The organism is Burkholderia sp. MSMB2157WGS (assembly GCF_001532755.1).
In the GTDB taxonomy this organism is placed as follows: Bacteria; Pseudomonadota; Gammaproteobacteria; order Burkholderiales; family Burkholderiaceae; genus Burkholderia.
Genome location: NZ_LPJG01000017.1, coordinates 238924 through 253269 on the forward strand (window position 1 = coordinate 238924; position 14346 = coordinate 253269).

At 69.4% G+C, this 14346-nt stretch carries 15 protein-coding genes; 8 read left to right on the forward strand and 7 right to left on the reverse strand.

Translation table 11 applies throughout. From position 1 onward, the window contains the following. Nucleotides 1–188 precede the first annotated feature (188 nt). Both WT53_RS12105 and WT53_RS12110 read left to right on the forward strand, forming a co-directional pair. A complete protein-coding gene (locus WT53_RS12105; RefSeq protein WP_060259964.1) occupies nt 189–1259 on the forward strand; it encodes a rhodanese-like domain-containing protein in 1071 nt (356 codons plus the stop codon). A gap of 122 nt (nt 1260–1381) precedes the next feature. Continuing rightward, nucleotides 1382–2041, forward strand: a complete 660-nt coding sequence (locus WT53_RS12110; protein WP_034205982.1) for a glutathione S-transferase family protein — start codon at nt 1382–1384, stop codon at nt 2039–2041. Nucleotides 2042–2143: 102 nt separating this feature from the next. Here WT53_RS12110 and WT53_RS12115 read toward each other — a convergent pair whose 3' ends face one another. Both WT53_RS12115 and WT53_RS12120 read right to left on the reverse strand, forming a co-directional pair. Next, nucleotides 2144–2836: a phosphatase PAP2 family protein gene (locus WT53_RS12115; protein WP_060260149.1), complete on the reverse strand. Its 693-nt coding sequence runs from the start codon at nt 2834–2836 to the stop codon at nt 2144–2146. Nucleotides 2837–3262: 426 nt separating this feature from the next. Then, nucleotides 3263–4495 (reverse strand): MFS transporter, encoded by a 1233-nt coding sequence (locus WT53_RS12120; protein ID WP_060260154.1) that lies wholly within the window; start codon nt 4493–4495, stop codon nt 3263–3265. Between the two features lie 101 nt (nt 4496–4596). Here WT53_RS12120 and WT53_RS12125 point away from each other — a divergent pair, with 101 nt between their 5' ends. Continuing rightward, on the forward strand, nt 4597–5580 hold the full coding sequence (locus tag WT53_RS12125) for a LysR family transcriptional regulator (RefSeq protein ID WP_059834305.1): 984 nt from the start codon (nt 4597–4599) through the stop codon (nt 5578–5580). A 27-nt stretch (nt 5581–5607) separates the two neighbouring features. Here WT53_RS12125 and WT53_RS12130 read toward each other — a convergent pair whose 3' ends face one another. After that, nucleotides 5608–6246, reverse strand: coding sequence for a 2-hydroxychromene-2-carboxylate isomerase (locus WT53_RS12130; protein ID WP_060259967.1), 639 nt, complete (start codon nt 6244–6246; stop codon nt 5608–5610). Between the two features lie 141 nt (nt 6247–6387). Beyond that, entirely contained in the window at nt 6388–7206 is an 819-nt protein-coding gene (locus tag WT53_RS12135; RefSeq protein ID WP_060259971.1) for an IclR family transcriptional regulator, read from the reverse strand. A gap of 172 nt (nt 7207–7378) precedes the next feature. On the opposite strand from WT53_RS12135, the gene WT53_RS12140 reads away from it, so the two are divergent. The 4 genes from WT53_RS12140 to WT53_RS12155 all read left to right on the forward strand — a co-directional run bounded on the left by WT53_RS12140 (nt 7379) and on the right by WT53_RS12155 (nt 12162). After that, nucleotides 7379–8365: a hydroxymethylglutaryl-CoA lyase gene (locus tag WT53_RS12140; protein WP_060259974.1), complete on the forward strand. Its 987-nt coding sequence runs from the start codon at nt 7379–7381 to the stop codon at nt 8363–8365. Next, complete coding sequence (locus tag WT53_RS12145) at nt 8362–9654, forward strand: CaiB/BaiF CoA-transferase family protein (protein ID WP_060259977.1); 1293 nt, start codon at nt 8362–8364, stop codon at nt 9652–9654. The genes WT53_RS12140 and WT53_RS12145 overlap by 4 nt, the downstream gene beginning before the upstream one ends. Nucleotides 9655–9737: 83 nt before the next feature. Continuing rightward, nucleotides 9738–11045, forward strand: coding sequence for an MFS transporter (locus tag WT53_RS12150; RefSeq protein WP_060259980.1), 1308 nt, complete (start codon nt 9738–9740; stop codon nt 11043–11045). 1 nt (nt 11046) lies between these two features. Then, nucleotides 11047–12162: an amidohydrolase gene (locus tag WT53_RS12155; RefSeq protein WP_034205990.1), complete on the forward strand. Its 1116-nt coding sequence runs from the start codon at nt 11047–11049 to the stop codon at nt 12160–12162. Nucleotides 12163–12177: 15 nt separating this feature from the next. On the opposite strand, the gene WT53_RS12160 is transcribed toward WT53_RS12155, so the two are convergent. From WT53_RS12160 to WT53_RS12170, 3 genes are all read right to left on the reverse strand, one after another. After that, nucleotides 12178–12654, reverse strand: a complete 477-nt coding sequence (locus WT53_RS12160) for an SRPBCC family protein (protein WP_059821935.1) — start codon at nt 12652–12654, stop codon at nt 12178–12180. A 117-nt stretch (nt 12655–12771) separates the two neighbouring features. Beyond that, nucleotides 12772–13257, reverse strand: a complete 486-nt coding sequence (locus WT53_RS12165) for an SRPBCC family protein (RefSeq protein ID WP_060259983.1) — start codon at nt 13255–13257, stop codon at nt 12772–12774. After that, nucleotides 13229–13594 carry a helix-turn-helix transcriptional regulator gene (locus tag WT53_RS12170; RefSeq protein ID WP_060259986.1) on the reverse strand — a complete coding sequence of 122 codons (366 nt, stop codon included), beginning with the start codon at nt 13592–13594 and terminating at the stop codon, nt 13229–13231. The genes WT53_RS12165 and WT53_RS12170 overlap by 29 nt, the downstream gene beginning before the upstream one ends. 204 nt (nt 13595–13798) lie before the next feature. On the opposite strand from WT53_RS12170, the gene WT53_RS12175 reads away from it, so the two are divergent. Continuing rightward, a complete protein-coding gene (locus WT53_RS12175; protein ID WP_060259987.1) occupies nt 13799–14329 on the forward strand; it encodes a GNAT family N-acetyltransferase in 531 nt (176 codons plus the stop codon). Nucleotides 14330–14346: the final 17 nt, after the last annotated feature.

The following is a 14346-nucleotide window of genomic DNA, read 5'->3' on the forward strand; positions in this document are numbered from 1 at the left end:
GCTTGCGTGTACTTATCATCGATATATCTACTGAATCGCAGTGCACGTACGGTTTGATTCCGCTACTCGCTGATCATCCGCGGTCCACGTTTTGGTCTACCCTCTAAGGACGCGCGGTGCGGGCGATACGGCTATGGCGTGCCCTTTTGCTGGCAGCCGGCATCAACCGATAACGGAGCCCCAGAGCCATGATCTTCCGGCAACTTTTCGACCCGCAATCGTCGACGTACACGTATCTGCTCGCCGACGGCGCATCGCGCGAGGCGCTGCTGATCGATCCCGTGTTCGAGCAGGTGCGCCGCGACGCGGCGCTGCTCGACGAACTCGGGCTGCGGCTCGTCGCGACCGTCGACACGCACGTGCATGCCGATCACGTGACGGGCGCGTGGCTCCTGAAGCAGCACACGGGCAGCGCGATCGCGATCTCGGCCGCGAGCGGCGCGCAGGGCGCCGACCGCTACCTGAACGACGGCGACCGCTGCATGTTCGGCTCGCGCTACCTGACCGTGCGCGCGACGCCCGGCCACACGAGCGGGTGCATCAGCCTCGTGCTCGACGACGAATCGATGGCGTTCACCGGCGATTGCCTGCTGATCCGCGGCACCGGCCGCACCGACTTCCAGCAGGGCGATCCGCGCGCGCTGTATCGCGCGGTGCACGGCCGGCTCTTCACGCTGCCGGCCGCGTGTCTGCTGTATCCGGCGCACGACTATCGCGGGCTCACGGTGACGAGCGTCGGCGAGGAGCGGCGCTTCAACCCGCGCCTCGGCGGCGATCTCAGCGAAGACGATTTCGCCGGCTACATGCGCAACCTCGGGCTCGCGCATCCGCGCCAGATCGACGTCGCGGTGCCGGCGAATCTCCAGTGCGGCGTCGCCGCGAACGCGCCCGATGCGCGGGCGGCGGCCGACTGGGCGCCGCTCGTCTATACGTTCGCGGGTTTCTGGGAAATCGATCCGCAATGGCTCGAGGATCATCTGCCGGCCGTGCAGGTCGTCGACGTGCGCGAACCGGACGAATTCGCGGGCCCGCTCGGCCATCTGCCCGGCGCGATGCCGATCCCGCTCGGCGAACTGGCCGCGCGCACCGGCGAGATCGCGCGCGAGCGGCCGGTCGTGACCGTGTGCCGGGCCGGCGGGCGCTCCGCGCAGGCGACGGTGATCCTGAAGAAGGCCGGCTTCGAAACGGTCGCGAATCTCGGCGGCGGGATGCTGCGCTGGCGTGCCGAAGGGCGTGTCGTGACGGATGGCCGCTCGTAGGCCCCGGCAGTCCCTCGAAAAAAATTCCGGATCGATGTCGAAACGGCCGGGCGCCGTTCGTCGTCAAGGTATCCGATCACGTGGCGCCGCATGACGCGGCGCCGAAACCCGAGAGACCGTCCATGATGCCGACGCTTTACGCTCATCCCTTTTCGTCTTACTGCCAGAAAGTGCTGACCGCGCTGTACGAGAACGGCACGCCGTTCGACTATCGCGTGCTCGCGCACGACGATCCGAAGCCGATGCAGGAACTGACCGCGCTGTGGCCGCTGAAGCGTTTCCCGGTGCTCGTCGACGCGGGCCGCACGGTGATCGAGGCGTCGATCATCATCGAGTATCTCGGCCTGCACCATCCGGGCCCCGTGCGCCTGCTGCCCGACGATCCGCGCGCGGCGCTCGAGGTGCGGACGATGGATCGCTTCTTCGACAACTACGTGGCGACGCCGCAGCAGAAGGTCGTGTTCGATGCGCTGCGGCCGGAAGCCGAACGCGATGCGCGTGGGGTGGCCGATGCGCGCGCGATGCTCGACACGTCGTATGCGTGGCTCGACAAGACGATGGCCGATCGCGAATGGGCGGCCGGCGACCGCTTCAGCCTCGCCGATTGCGGCGCGGCGCCGTTCCTGTTCTACGCGGACTGGACGCACCGGATCGACCCGGCGTTCGCGAACGTGATCGCGTACCGCAAGCGTCTGCTCGCGCGGCCGTCGTTCGCGCGCGCGGTCGACGAGGCACGACCGTATCGTTCGTTCTTTCCGCTCGGCGCGCCCGATCGCGACTGACGGGTGCGGCCGTCGCACCGCGTGCCGCGGCCGCGCATGGCCGGCAGCGTGCGCCGGGGCGACGGAACGACAGTAGCAGAGGCAGCATCGCGGGGGCGCCCGTCACATCGTGTGCGTGGCCGACTGCGCGAGCGTCAGCAACTCGTCGAACTGCGTGATCAACTCGAAGCACAGCAGGAACGCGAGCGTATAGGCCGGCGCGGGGAAGCGCCGGATCATCTCCAGCACCGCCGGCGCGAAGCGCGACCGGACCGCGTCGCGCGTCAGCAGCCATGCGATCGCGATGCCGATCGCCGCGCCCGCGATCAGGTCGGTCGGATAGTGAAAGCCGAGATACGCGCGCGGCAGGCAGATGAACACGACCGAATACAGCAGCGCGACGATGCCGATGCGGCGCGCGATGATGAAGATGCCGGTCGCGATCGCCATCCAGAGCATCGCGTGATCGCTCGGAAACGAACTCCATGTCTGCAGCGTCGCCGCGCGCAGTCCGGCCGACGGAAAGTGCAGGTGCAGAGCGGGGTTGTAGATCGGCCGCACGCGGAACGGCAGCACCTGCGCAAGTACGCGGCCGACGGCCAGCGCGATGAGCCCGCTCGCGACGGTGGCGACGACCAGCTCGCGTTGCCGTTCGCGGTTCGGGCCGGGCTGAAACCACAGCCAGCACAGCACGGGAATGAGCACGAAGCCCTTGAACGTGTAGAGGCCCGCGATCACGCGGATCGCGTGATTCATCAACGGGCCGAACGTCACGTGGGTGAGGAAGATCTGGATCGTGGTGTCGAAATCGTTCATGTCCTGTGCGACCCGGGCGGACGCGCAGCACATGACGGGCGGCCGGCTGGATCGGAAAGCGCGCTCGCACGGAGCGCAACGGGGGGCAAGTATGTCACCCGTTATTTCGAAGAAAATGCGAAAAAATACCGGGAATCCCCTGATAAACCGGGACCGTGTGGTGGGGCCGGAAGGGAGCGCGCCGTGCGGTGCGGCAGCGGCGATTCATCCGACGTTTGCGGGCGGGCGTGCACGTGCATCGGAAAAAATATTTGGGTGAACTGGACAATTCGGCGAGCCGTCGCCGTCCTTGCGCCGGATGAGCGATTGCCGTGCCGCAACGGTGCGAATCTGTCGCACCGCGCAGCGTCATGCGCGCCGATCGAAAAATAAAAAAAGCGGGCAAGCCTCGTGGGCTCGCCCGCCGGCCCGACGCGATGCCCGGCTTCAGTTGCGCCACACCCGCACGGCGAGCGCGGCCAGCGATGTCGCGACGGCCAGCGCGGTCACCGCGTTCCAGCCCAGTTGCGCGAGCAACCAACTGCCGATCGCGGCGCCGGCTGCCATCCCGATGAACATGCCGACGAACAGCACCGCGTTGAGGCGGCTGCGCGATGCGGGATCGATCCGGTAGACGATCGCCTGGTGCGCGATCAGCGTGGCCTGCACGCCGAGATCGAAACCGATCGTCGCGAGCGCGAGCAGGACGAGCTGCGCATGCGGCGACATCAGCGGCGCAGCGGCCATCGACGCGAACGACACCGTCGCGATGCCGATACCGATCCGCGTGACGCGCTCGGGGCCGTGGTGATCGGCGAGGCGCCCGGCGATCGGGGCGGCCAGCGCGCCCGCGGCGCCCGCGAGGCCGAAGGCGCCGGCGGCCGCGCTGCCGAGGTGGAACGGCGCGCCGTGCAGCATCACAGCGAGCGTCGACCAGAACGCGCTGAAACCGACGGCCAGCAGCCCCTGCGCGAGGGCGGCGCGGCGCAGTGCCGGATGGGCGCGCCACAGTGCGCCGAGCGAGCCGATCAGCGCGCGATACGGCAGCCGCGTGGTCGGCTCGAAGCGCGGCAGCCCGCGTGCGGCCACCGCGCCGATCGCGGCGACGCTGACGGCCGCGAGCGCGAACATCGCGCGCCAGCCGGCCGTCTCGGCGACGAATCCGGCCACGACGCGCGACAGCAGGATGCCGAGCAGCAGCCCCGTCATCACCGTGCCGACGATGCGGCCGCGATGCGCGTCGTGTGCGAGCGTCGCGGCGGCCGGCACGACGTCCTGCGCCATCGTCGCGGCGAGACCGATCGCGAAGCTCGCCGCAAGCAGCAGCCCGAGCGACGGCGCGACGGCGGCCAGCAGCAGCGCGACGACCAGCGCGGCGGCCTTGGTCACGATCACGCGGCGCCGGTCGAAGCGGTCGCCGAGCGGCGCGAGCAGCAGGATGCCGAGCGCATAGCCGAGCTGCGTGAGCGTCGGCACGAAGCCGATCGCTCGCGCCGATGCGCCGAGATCGGGCGCGAGCGCGCCGAGCATCGGCTGTGCGTAGTAGAGCGGGGCGACGCCGAGGCCGGCGGCCGCTGCGAGCAGCAGCACGAGCCGGCGATCGGGCATCGAATGGGCGGCCGGATGGGCCGGGGCATGCGCCACGCGGGGCGTGGTGTCGAGACGGGTCGGGGTGGACATCGCGTACATCCTCGGTTGAAGAATGGAATGGACGCGAGTGTGGCGGTACGCGGCCGGCGACGGTAGTACCGGCTGGCGCAGATTTGTTATACGCTGCATGCATGACCGAAAAATCCTCTTCCTCTCCCGCTGCTGGCGGGTCTCGGCGCATTCAGACGGTGCCGGTGGACGGCGCCGGCTATCGTTTCGAGCTGATGGAAACCTTCGTGCGCATAGTCGAGGCCGGCAGCCTGTCGGCGGCCGCCGTGCAGTTGCATACGACGCAGCCGACCGTCAGCCGGCGGTTGCAGGCGCTGGAGAATTCGCTCGGCATGCGGCTGCTGCAACGCACGACCCATACGATGCGGCTGACCGTCGACGGCGAGCGTTGCTTCAAGCGGGCGAAGGAACTGCTGGCGAGCTGGGCGGCGTTCGAGGCCGATTTGCGCGGGGCGCAGGAGGAGCCGGACGGGCTGCTGCGCGTCGCGGTGCCGCACGCGTTCGGGCAGCAGCGTTTCGTCGCGCCGCTCGCGCAGTTCCTGCGCGACTATCCGCGCGTGTCGGTCGAGTGGCTGCTGCAGGACGAGGTGCGCGATTTCGTCGGCAGCGGTATCGATTGCGCGATCCAGGTCGGCGAGCCGACCGATCCTGGCGTGGTCGCGATCCGGCTGACGAAGGTGCCGCGCTTCGTGGTCGCCGCGCCGTCCATACTGAACGGCGCCGACGTGCCGGCCGATCCGGATGCGCTCGCCGCGCTGCCGTGGCTCGCGTTGCGCACGTACTACCGTACCGAGCTCGCGCTCACGCATGCAGCGACCGGCGACACGCGGCGCATCGCGATCCGACCGCGCATCACGACCGCGAACCTGTATGCGCTGCGCAGCGCGGCGCTGCTGGGCGTCGGCGCATGTGTCGGATCGTCATGGATGCTGGCCGACGATCTCGCGCGCGGCGATCTCGTGCACCTCGCGCCCGAATGGCAGGCCGCGCCGCTGCCCGTCTACCTGACTTATCCGCATGCGCAGTTCTACCCGTCGCGGCTCGTGCGGTTCGCGGCGATGATGCGCGAGGCCGTGCCGGCGCTCGTCGAAGGGCGCGACGGCTGAAGCGGGCGACGTCGGCGGGGGGCGCCGTCAGCCGCGCCGGATCCCTTCGGGCAGCGCGCTGATGCGGCGGACTTCGGGCGAATCGAGCCACGCGCGCGACGTCGCGCAGTCGACGAACATGTCGGTCGCGTCCTCGCCCCAGAACAGGTCGCCGTCGAGTGCGAAGGTCGGCACGCCGAACACGCCGTCGGCGATCGCGCGATCCGTGTTCGCGCGCAACGCGTCCTTGACCGGCTGGGCCTCGACGGCCGTCACGCCTTCCGGAAAGCCGACCGCTTCGCACAGCGCGGCGAAGCCTGCCGGCGTCGACACGTCCTGGCCGTCGCGCCAGATATGCCGGAAGATCCGCCGGATCGCGTCCGGCGAGCTGCCCATCGTGATCGCGAGGCGCAGCGGCCTGATCGGATTGAACGGATGCGCGGGCGGCATCCGGAACGCAATGCCGAGCTTGTCCGCGCGATATTGCGCATGCCGATAGGTGAACACGCGTTTGGCCGCGATTTCCGCCGGCGCTTTCTGGCCCCAGTGCGCGAGCAGCGCACCGAGCACGATCGGCCGCGGCTCGAACGCAGCGGCGGGCGGCAACCGGTCGAACCGTTCCTGTTGCAGGTAGGCGAACGGCGAAACGAAATCGAAATACCAGGTGGCGGTGCGCGCGGCGTTCATCGCGGTGTCTCCTCGTGCGGGTCCTGACGGTTGCACGCGCGGTGCGTTGCCTGCGAACGGCGCGCTGCGTGCATCGGCGGCCAGTGTCGCATGCGGCTGCCTTTCGCGCTGCCGGGTCGCGTGCCGGATGCAACCGGCTCCCTACGACCGGGCGGCGTCGTCCGCCGACGATGCGAGCCGCGCGAGACTGTCGCGCACGGCGGGCGCGTCGTAGCGCGCGCCCGCGCCGCCGAGTGCGACGGTCGCCTTCTGCGCGAGCGGCAGCAGCATCGCGAGCGCCGCCGTCATCGCCGGCGCGGCGGCGAGCCGCGACTTCGGGCCCGACACCGTCAGCGCGCCGACGCATTCGCCGGCCGCGCCGAACACGGGCACGGACGCCGATGCCGTCTCCGGGTCGCGCTCGCCGTACGACGCGGCCCACAGCTGTTCGCGCACGTCGTTCCAGCGGGCGTCCTGCGTGTCGGTGAAGGCCAGCAGCACCTTCCCCGATGCGCCCTGGCCGACCGGAAACTCCTCGCCGACGCGGATCGATACGCGCACCGCCCGCGCGGGCTCGACGCGATAGAGCACGGAGCGCACGTCGCCCTGGCGCACATAGAACGATGCCGTTTCCCCGAGTTCGCGGCTCAGCGTCTCGAGTAGCGGCTCGACCACCGGACCGACGCGGAACGAGCGCTGGTACAGCGCGGCGAGCCGCAACGGTTCGTGCCCGATCGCGTACTGGCCGTCGTCGAGCTTGCGCATGAAGCCGCCATGCTCGAGCGCGGCGAGCAGGCGCAGGATCGTGCTCTTGTACAGCCCGGTGCGGCGCGACAGTTCGGCGAGCGACAGCCGGTCGTCGGTCGGGCCGAACGCACGGAGGATCGCGAACGCGCGGTCGAGCACGGCGACGCCGCTGGACGCTTCTTCCGCCGCCGGATCGGCTGGGTCGCGAGCGTGATCTGCTGGATTCCTGGGCACGGCCTGCTTCCTTCGAATGATGGTCGGCGGACTATATCGTTCCATCTGGCAGAACACAAGTTCCAGAAAAACGCGATTTCACGGGTATACCCCGCTTATCGCCCGTTCGACACACACTTAAAGTTCTATCAAACAGAACTATGTTCTTTCAGATAGAACGATGAGGTGTCGAATGAAGGTTTCCAAAAATCCGGCGGTGCTGGTCAGCGAGGTCGGGCCGCGCGACGGGCTGCAGAGCATCAAGACCGTGATGCCGACGGCTGCCAAGCTGCGCTGGATCACCGCGCTGGCCGCGGCTGGCCTGCGCGAGATCGAGGTCGGGTCGTTCGTGCCGGCCACGCTGTTGCCGCAAATGGCCGACGTACGCGAAGTCGTGGCGCACGCGCTCGCGATTCCCGGTTTGCACGTCGCCGCGCTCGCGCCGAACCTGCGCGGTGCCGAAAGCGCGTTCGACGCGGGCGTCCACAAGCTGACGTTGCCGGTATCGGTGACCGAAGCGCACTCGCTCGCGAACATCCGCAAGACGCCCGCGCAGATGATCGACGAGGTGCGCGCGATCGTCGCGCTGCGCGACGCGCGGTTTCCGTCGGTGCAGATCGAGGCGGGCGTGTCGGTTGCGTTCGGTTGCACGAGGGCCGGAGCGGTCTCCGACGACGAGACGATCGCGATGGCCGTCGCGATGGCCGAATGCGGGGTCGACGAGATCGGCCTGTCCGACACCAGCGGTTACGCGAATCCCGCGCAGGTGCGCCGGCTGTTCACGCGTCTGCGGCGCGAAGTCGGCGACAGGGCCGGCGGCGCGCATTTCCACAACACGCGCGGGCAGGGGCTCGCGAACGTCGTCGCGGCGCTCGACGCGGGCGTGACGACCATCGACGCGAGCCAGGGTGGCCTGGGCGGCTGCCCGTATGCGCCGGGCGCCACCGGCAACATCGTCACCGAGGATCTCGTGTTCCTGCTCGAGGCGATGGGATACGACACGGGCATCGACGTCGACGCGCTGCTCGCCGCGCGCGCGATCCTGCATGCGGCGCTGCCGTCCGACGCGCTGTACGGCCACGTGCCCGACGCGGGGTTGCCGAAGGGCTTTCGCTATGCGGACGGCCGCGCGCCATCGGCCGTGCAACCGGAAGGTTGCGTGGCGGGAGTCGCACGATGAACGATCGGCAACCGGCCGCCGCGCTGCCGTACGCGGGCGTGCGCGTGATCGAGATGACGCACATGGTGATGGGCCCGACGTGCGGCATGCTGCTCGCGGATCTCGGCGCGGAAGTGATCAAGATCGAGCCGATCGCGGGCGACGGCACGCGGGCGCTGCGGGGTTCCGGCGCGGGCTTCTTCGGGATGTTCAACCGCAACAAGAAGAGCCTCGCGGTCGACGTGAAGGATCCGCGCGGGCTGGAGATCGTGCGGCGGCTCGTCGCGACGGCGGACGTCTTCAGCGAGAACTTCAAGAGCGGCACGATGGACCGGCTCGGTCTCGGCTACCCGGCGCTGGAGTCGCTGAATCCGCGCCTCGTGTACGTGTCGCACAAGGGTTTCCTGCCGGGGCCGTACGAGCATCGCACCGCGCTCGACGAGGTCGTGCAGATGATGGGCGGCCTGGCCTACATGACGGGCCCGGAAGGGCGGCCGCTGCGCGCGGGCGCGAGCGTGAACGACATCATGGGAGGCATGTTCGGCGCGATCGGCGCGATGGCCGCGCTCGCGCAGCGCGAGCGCACCGGCCGCGGCCAGCAGGTGCAGAGTTCGCTGTTCGAGAACAACGTGTTCCTCGTCGCGCAGCACATGATGCAGTTCGCGGTGACCGGGCAGGCCGCGTCGCCGATGCCGAGCCGGATTTCCGCGTGGGCCGTCTACGACGTGTTCTCCGTCAAGGATGACGAACAGATTTTTCTCGCGGTCGTGTCGGACACGCAGTGGGCGCTGTTCTGCGATGCGTTCGGCCTGGCCGCGCTGAAGGACGATCCGCGCCTCGCGACCAACAACCTGCGCGTGCAGGCGCGCGACTGGCTGCTGCCCGAGCTGCGTTCGCGGCTTGCGCCGTACTCGGCCGCGGAGATCGGCGCGATCTTCGAATCGATGGGCCTGCCGTATGCGCCGATCACGAAGCCGCAGGACCTGTTCGACGATCCGCATCTGCTCGCCACGGGCGGCCTCGAAGCCGTGACGCTGCCGGCCGACGCGAGCAGCGCCGGGCGGCCGGTCGACACGCGCACCGCGCTGCTGCCGCTGACGCTGGGAGGCGAGCGCCTGCGGCTGCGCTCGGCGCCGCCCGCGCTCGGCCAGGACACGTGCGCGCTGCTCGGCGAGCTCGGCTACACGCCCGACGACGCGCGTGCGCTGATCGATGCGGGCGTCGTCGCGGGGCCGACCGGCACGGACGTCGCCGCGCACGGCGACGGGCCGGGCGGCGCACCTTCGGCGAACGAAGTGGCGAGCGCATAGCGCAGCCGCGATTCATCGAACGAACAAAGGCGTCCCGGCCGCGCGCCGCGCGGGGGAGGAGCGCCGCATCCACGGAGACAACCATGACATCCGCTTCCCCGGCGCTGGCCGCCGATCGCGAGGCCGACGCGTCGATCGAGCAACGCGCGGTGCGCAAGGCCGCGTGGCGCTTCATCCCGCTGCTCGCGCTCGCGTATTTCTTCAACTATCTGGACCGCACGAGCGTGGGCTTCGCGGCGCTGACGATGAATCGCGATCTCGGGCTGACCGCCACGCAGTTCGGCTGGGGCGCCGGGATCATGTTTGCCGGCTACTGCGTGTTCGAAGTGCCGAGCAATCTCGCGCTGTACCGCTTCGGTGCGCGCCGCTGGCTCGCCCGGATCATGATCACGTGGGGATTGACGGCGGCCGCGACCGCGCTCGCGACCGGGCCGACGAGTTTCTATGCGATCCGGCTGCTGCTCGGCATCGGCGAAGCCGGATTCTTTCCCGGCGTGATCTTCTTCCTCGCCGTGTGGTTTCCCGCGAGCTACCGCACGCGCGTGCTCGCGTGGTTCACCGTGTCGACGCCGCTGTCGTCGTTGATCGGCGGCCCGCTGTCGACGTGGCTGTTGCAGCTCGACGGCACGCTCGGACTCGCCGGCTGGAAATGGATGTTCATCGTCGAAGGGCTGCCCGCGTGCGCGCTCGGCTTCCTCGTGCTGAAGCTGCTGTCCGATTCGCCGGCGAATGCCGCGTGGCTGTCGGACGACGAGCGTGCCGCGCTGCAGCGTGCGTTCGAGCGCGACGGCGCGGCGGCCGGCCGCAAGAAGCGCTTCGGCGTCGCGCTGCGCGACGTGCGCGTGTACGTGCTCGCGCTGATTTCGTTCGGCTTCACGATGGGCTCGTACGGAATCGGCATCTGGTTGCCGCAAATGCTGAAGGCACACGGGATGTCGACGATGCAGACCGGCTGGCTGTCCGCGGTGCCTTACTTCTTCGCAACGGTCGCGCTGCTGTGGTGGGCGAAGCGGGTGGACCGTCGCGGCGGTCCGGTCGCGAACCTGGCGATCGGCTTGCTCATCGGCGCGGTGGCGCTCGGCGTGTCGACGCATTTCCTGACCCTCGGGCCGGCGCTCGTCGGCATCACGCTCGCGCTGATCGGCACGATTGCCGGCCGCACGATCTTCTACACGCTGCCGTCGCGCTTCCTGTCCGGCCAGGCCGCGGCCGGCGGGCTGGCGCTGATCAATTCGATCGGCGCGCTCGGCGGCTTCGCGGGCCCCTATCTCGTCGGCTACCTGAAGGACGGCTTCGGCACGTTCACGGCCGGGATGCTCGGCCTCGCGATCGTCCTGGCGATCACGACACTGCTCACGCTGTCGCTGTACGCGTTCGACCGGAGCGAATGACATGACCTTTTCGATCAAACGGCGCCGGTTGATCGGTGCGACCGCCGCATCGCTCGCGCTGCCCACGTTCGCCGACACGCCGGCCCACGACGGAGCTCCCCGCATGACGCAAAGCAACTACCTCGCGGTCCGTCCCGACTGGCTCGCGTCGGCGCTCGAACCGGCGCTCGAGCCCGACCTGCCGATCGTCGACGCGCATCATCACTTCTACGAACGGCCGGGCTGGATCTACATGCTCGACGACTATCTGCAGGACGCACGCTCGGGCCACAACATCCAGGCGTCCGTCTACATGCAGGCGCAGACGCGCTATCGCGATTCAGGCCCGGCGGAACTGAAGCCGGTAGGCGAGACGGCCTATGTCGCCGGCGTGACCGAGCCGCTGCAGCACGGCCCCGTGGCCGTCGCGAAAGGCATCGTCGGCCATGCGGACCTGCGGCTCGGCGAACGCGTGCGCGACGTGCTGGAAGCGCATGTAGAAGTCGGGCGCGGGCGGTTTCGCGGCGTGCGGCACCTGAGCACGTGGGATGCCGATCCGACGCTCGCCAATCCGTTGTCGGCAGTGCCGCGCGGGCTGCTGCTCGATCCCGCGTACCGGGCCGGCGTCGCGCAGCTCGCGCCGCTCGGGCTGTCGTACGACGCATGGCTGTTTTTCCCTCAGTTACCCGAACTGTTCGATCTCGCGAAAGCGAACCCGGACACGCGGATCGTCGTCAATCATTGCGGCGGTGTCGTGCGGATCGGCAGCTATGCGGACAAGCGGCCGGAGGTGTTCGCGCGCTGGTCGACGTCGATGCGCACGCTCGCGCAATTGCCGAACGTGTACGTGAAGGTCGGCGGCCTCGGGATGCGCATCAACGGGTTCGATTTCGAGAAAGGCGCGAAGCCACCGTCCTCGGCGCAGCTCGCCGATGCGTGGAAGCCGTGGATGATGACCTGCATCGACGCATTCGGCCCCGGGCGCTGCATGTTCGAGAGCAATTTCCCGGTCGACAAGGGATCGTATGCGTTCGTGAACGGCTGGAACGCGTTCAAGCGACTGACCGCGCAGGCCGGCGCCGACGAGCGCGACGCGCTGTTCCGCGGCACGGCTACGCGGGTGTACCGGCTCGGCTGATGCGCTTGCGCGGCGTCATCCGGCCTCCACCAGCGCCGCGAGCCGCGCCAGCGCCATCTGCCAGCCGGTCTCGTTGTCGGCGGCCGGCACGCCGGGCGGGACGCCGTCATGCACCGCGTCCACGCGCGTGCCGCCCGCTTCGTCGGACAGCGTGATCGTGATCGTCATCGCGCCGCGCAGCATCGGGTCGTCGGTTTCGAATACATCGATCTCGACGATCTGCCGGTCCGGCACGAGCGTGACGAAGCGGCCGTGATAGGTGTCGGTGCGCGCGGTGGTCTTGCCGGTGCCGGCCGACGGCGCGTCGTAGCTCAGCGACACGCGCAGCGCGCCGCCTTCGCGCGTGTCGTAAGCATGGACGCGGCAGGTCATGCCGTCGGGCACCTTCCACTGTTCGACCGCGTGCGGGTCGAGCAGCGCGCGGTAGACGCGTCCGCGCGGGGCGTTCAGGTGCCGGCTGACCCGGGTCGAATGTGTGTGCGTGTGCAACATGTCGCCTCCCGCCAAGCGCGCGACGGTGCACGCCGGCGCTCGGCGTGTCGTCGTGCTTCCTTCAGGAATCCTAGGCGCGGGCGCGGCGGCATGCAATGACCGCGCGCGAGGCGGCGTTCAGCGCAACGTGGCGGCGAACGCGTCGAGCTGCGTGATGCAGGTGTTCCAGCCCTCGAAAAAACCGAGCGCTTCGTGGCGCTCGCGCGTCGCGGCGTCGGGATGCATCACGCGCGCCTCGTAGCGGCTGCCCGCGTCGTCGTCGGCCATCGTGACGATCGCCGTGAAGCCCAGCCATGGCGCCTGCGGCCGCCAGCCGCCCGCGAGCATCGACGTGAACACGATGCGCGATTCCGGCACGATGTCGAGGAAGCAGCCGGGGTTGTCGCTCGTGCCGCCGTCGGGGCCGCGCATGAACGTATGGAAGGCGCCGCCCGGCCGCAGGTCGAACGCGCGTACCTCGGTGGTCCACGGCTTCGGACACCACCATTCCTTCAGCAGTTCGGGGTCGGTCCATGCGCGCCAGAGCGCGTGGCGCGGCGCGCGCAACGTGCGCGTGATGACGAGATCGTGGGCTTCAGCGGGTTCGACGTGGCTTGCGGACATCTTGCTCCTCCTGGTGACGGCGTTCGACGAATTCGACGAGACGATCGGATCGCGCTTCCCACTGCGCGCGCTGCGCGGCGAGCCATGCCTCGGCCTCGGTCAGCCGGCTGCCGACCAGCGCGCAGGTGCGCGAGCGGCCGGTTTTCCGGGTCGCCACGAGGCCGCTGCGCTCGAGCATGGCGACATGCTTCATGAACGACGGCAGCGCCATGTCGAACGGCGCGGCCAGCGCGGAGACGGTCCGCTCGCCGTGGCCGAGCGCGCTGACGATCGCGCAGCGCGTCGGATCGGCGAGGGCATGGAACACGTCGCTGATGCCGGGTTGAATGTTATCCATTCGGCTAAGTGTAGGCGATGTCGAAACCGATGCAACGAAAATTTCCGTCGCGTACGATGATGGGGCGGTAACACGCGCCGATCGGGCGCCACGTTACCGGACGCCTGCCGCCGTCGCGCGAGCCTCGATACCCGGCCGGCGTGCGTTCCGATTCCGGCCCATGCCGCACCCGTGCATGCGGCCCATCTGACTACCGGAGAGGGCATGACCGAACCTGTTACCGTCCGCCGCCTCGGCGCGAGCGAAGCGATGGCCTGTGTCGATGCGCTGGCCGACGTGCTGATCGATTGCGTCGAAGGCGGCGCATCCGTCAGCTTCATGTTGCCGATCGAGCGGCCGACCGCCGTCGCATTCTGGACGCGCGTGGCCGAGGGCGTCGCGAACGACGAGCGCATCCTGCTCGTCGCCGAGGATGCGTCGGGCCGCATCGTCGGCACCGTGCAGCTCGTGACCGCGCAGCCCGAGAACCAGCCGCATCGCGCGGACGTCGCGAAGATGCTCGTGTCGCGACACGCGCGCCGGCAGGGCATCGCCGCGCGGCTGATGGCGGCGGCCGACGCGGCCGCGCGCGATGCGGGCAAGACCGTGCTCGTGCTCGACACGGTGACGGGCGGCGACGCCGAGCGGCTGTACGAGCGGGCCGGCTGGCAACGCGTGGGCGTCGTGCCGAACTACGCGCTGATGCCCGACGGCGCGCTCTGCGCGACGACGTATTTCCACAAGCAGCTCGCGTGATGGCATCCGTCAAACCG

Coding starts and splice junctions, on each gene's coding strand:
- WT53_RS12145 (WP_060259977.1), top strand. CDS start 8,362: ATGAACGATCGGCAACCGGCCGCCGCGCTGCCGTACGCGGGCGTGCGC.
- WT53_RS12105 (WP_060259964.1), top strand. CDS start 189: ATGATCTTCCGGCAACTTTTCGACCCGCAATCGTCGACGTACACGTAT.
- WT53_RS12110 (WP_034205982.1), top strand. CDS start 1,382: ATGATGCCGACGCTTTACGCTCATCCCTTTTCGTCTTACTGCCAGAAA.
- WT53_RS12160 (WP_059821935.1), bottom strand. CDS start 12,654: ATGTTGCACACGCACACACATTCGACCCGGGTCAGCCGGCACCTGAAC.
- WT53_RS12125 (WP_059834305.1), top strand. CDS start 4,597: ATGACCGAAAAATCCTCTTCCTCTCCCGCTGCTGGCGGGTCTCGGCGC.
- WT53_RS12140 (WP_060259974.1), top strand. CDS start 7,379: ATGAAGGTTTCCAAAAATCCGGCGGTGCTGGTCAGCGAGGTCGGGCCG.
- WT53_RS12165 (WP_060259983.1), bottom strand. CDS start 13,257: ATGTCCGCAAGCCACGTCGAACCCGCTGAAGCCCACGATCTCGTCATC.
- WT53_RS12150 (WP_060259980.1), top strand. CDS start 9,738: ATGACATCCGCTTCCCCGGCGCTGGCCGCCGATCGCGAGGCCGACGCG.
- WT53_RS12175 (WP_060259987.1), top strand. CDS start 13,799: ATGACCGAACCTGTTACCGTCCGCCGCCTCGGCGCGAGCGAAGCGATG.
- WT53_RS12170 (WP_060259986.1), bottom strand. CDS start 13,594: ATGGATAACATTCAACCCGGCATCAGCGACGTGTTCCATGCCCTCGCC.
- WT53_RS12155 (WP_034205990.1), top strand. CDS start 11,047: ATGACCTTTTCGATCAAACGGCGCCGGTTGATCGGTGCGACCGCCGCA.
- WT53_RS12130 (WP_060259967.1), bottom strand. CDS start 6,246: ATGAACGCCGCGCGCACCGCCACCTGGTATTTCGATTTCGTTTCGCCG.
- WT53_RS12115 (WP_060260149.1), bottom strand. CDS start 2,836: ATGAACGATTTCGACACCACGATCCAGATCTTCCTCACCCACGTGACG.
- WT53_RS12120 (WP_060260154.1), bottom strand. CDS start 4,495: ATGTCCACCCCGACCCGTCTCGACACCACGCCCCGCGTGGCGCATGCC.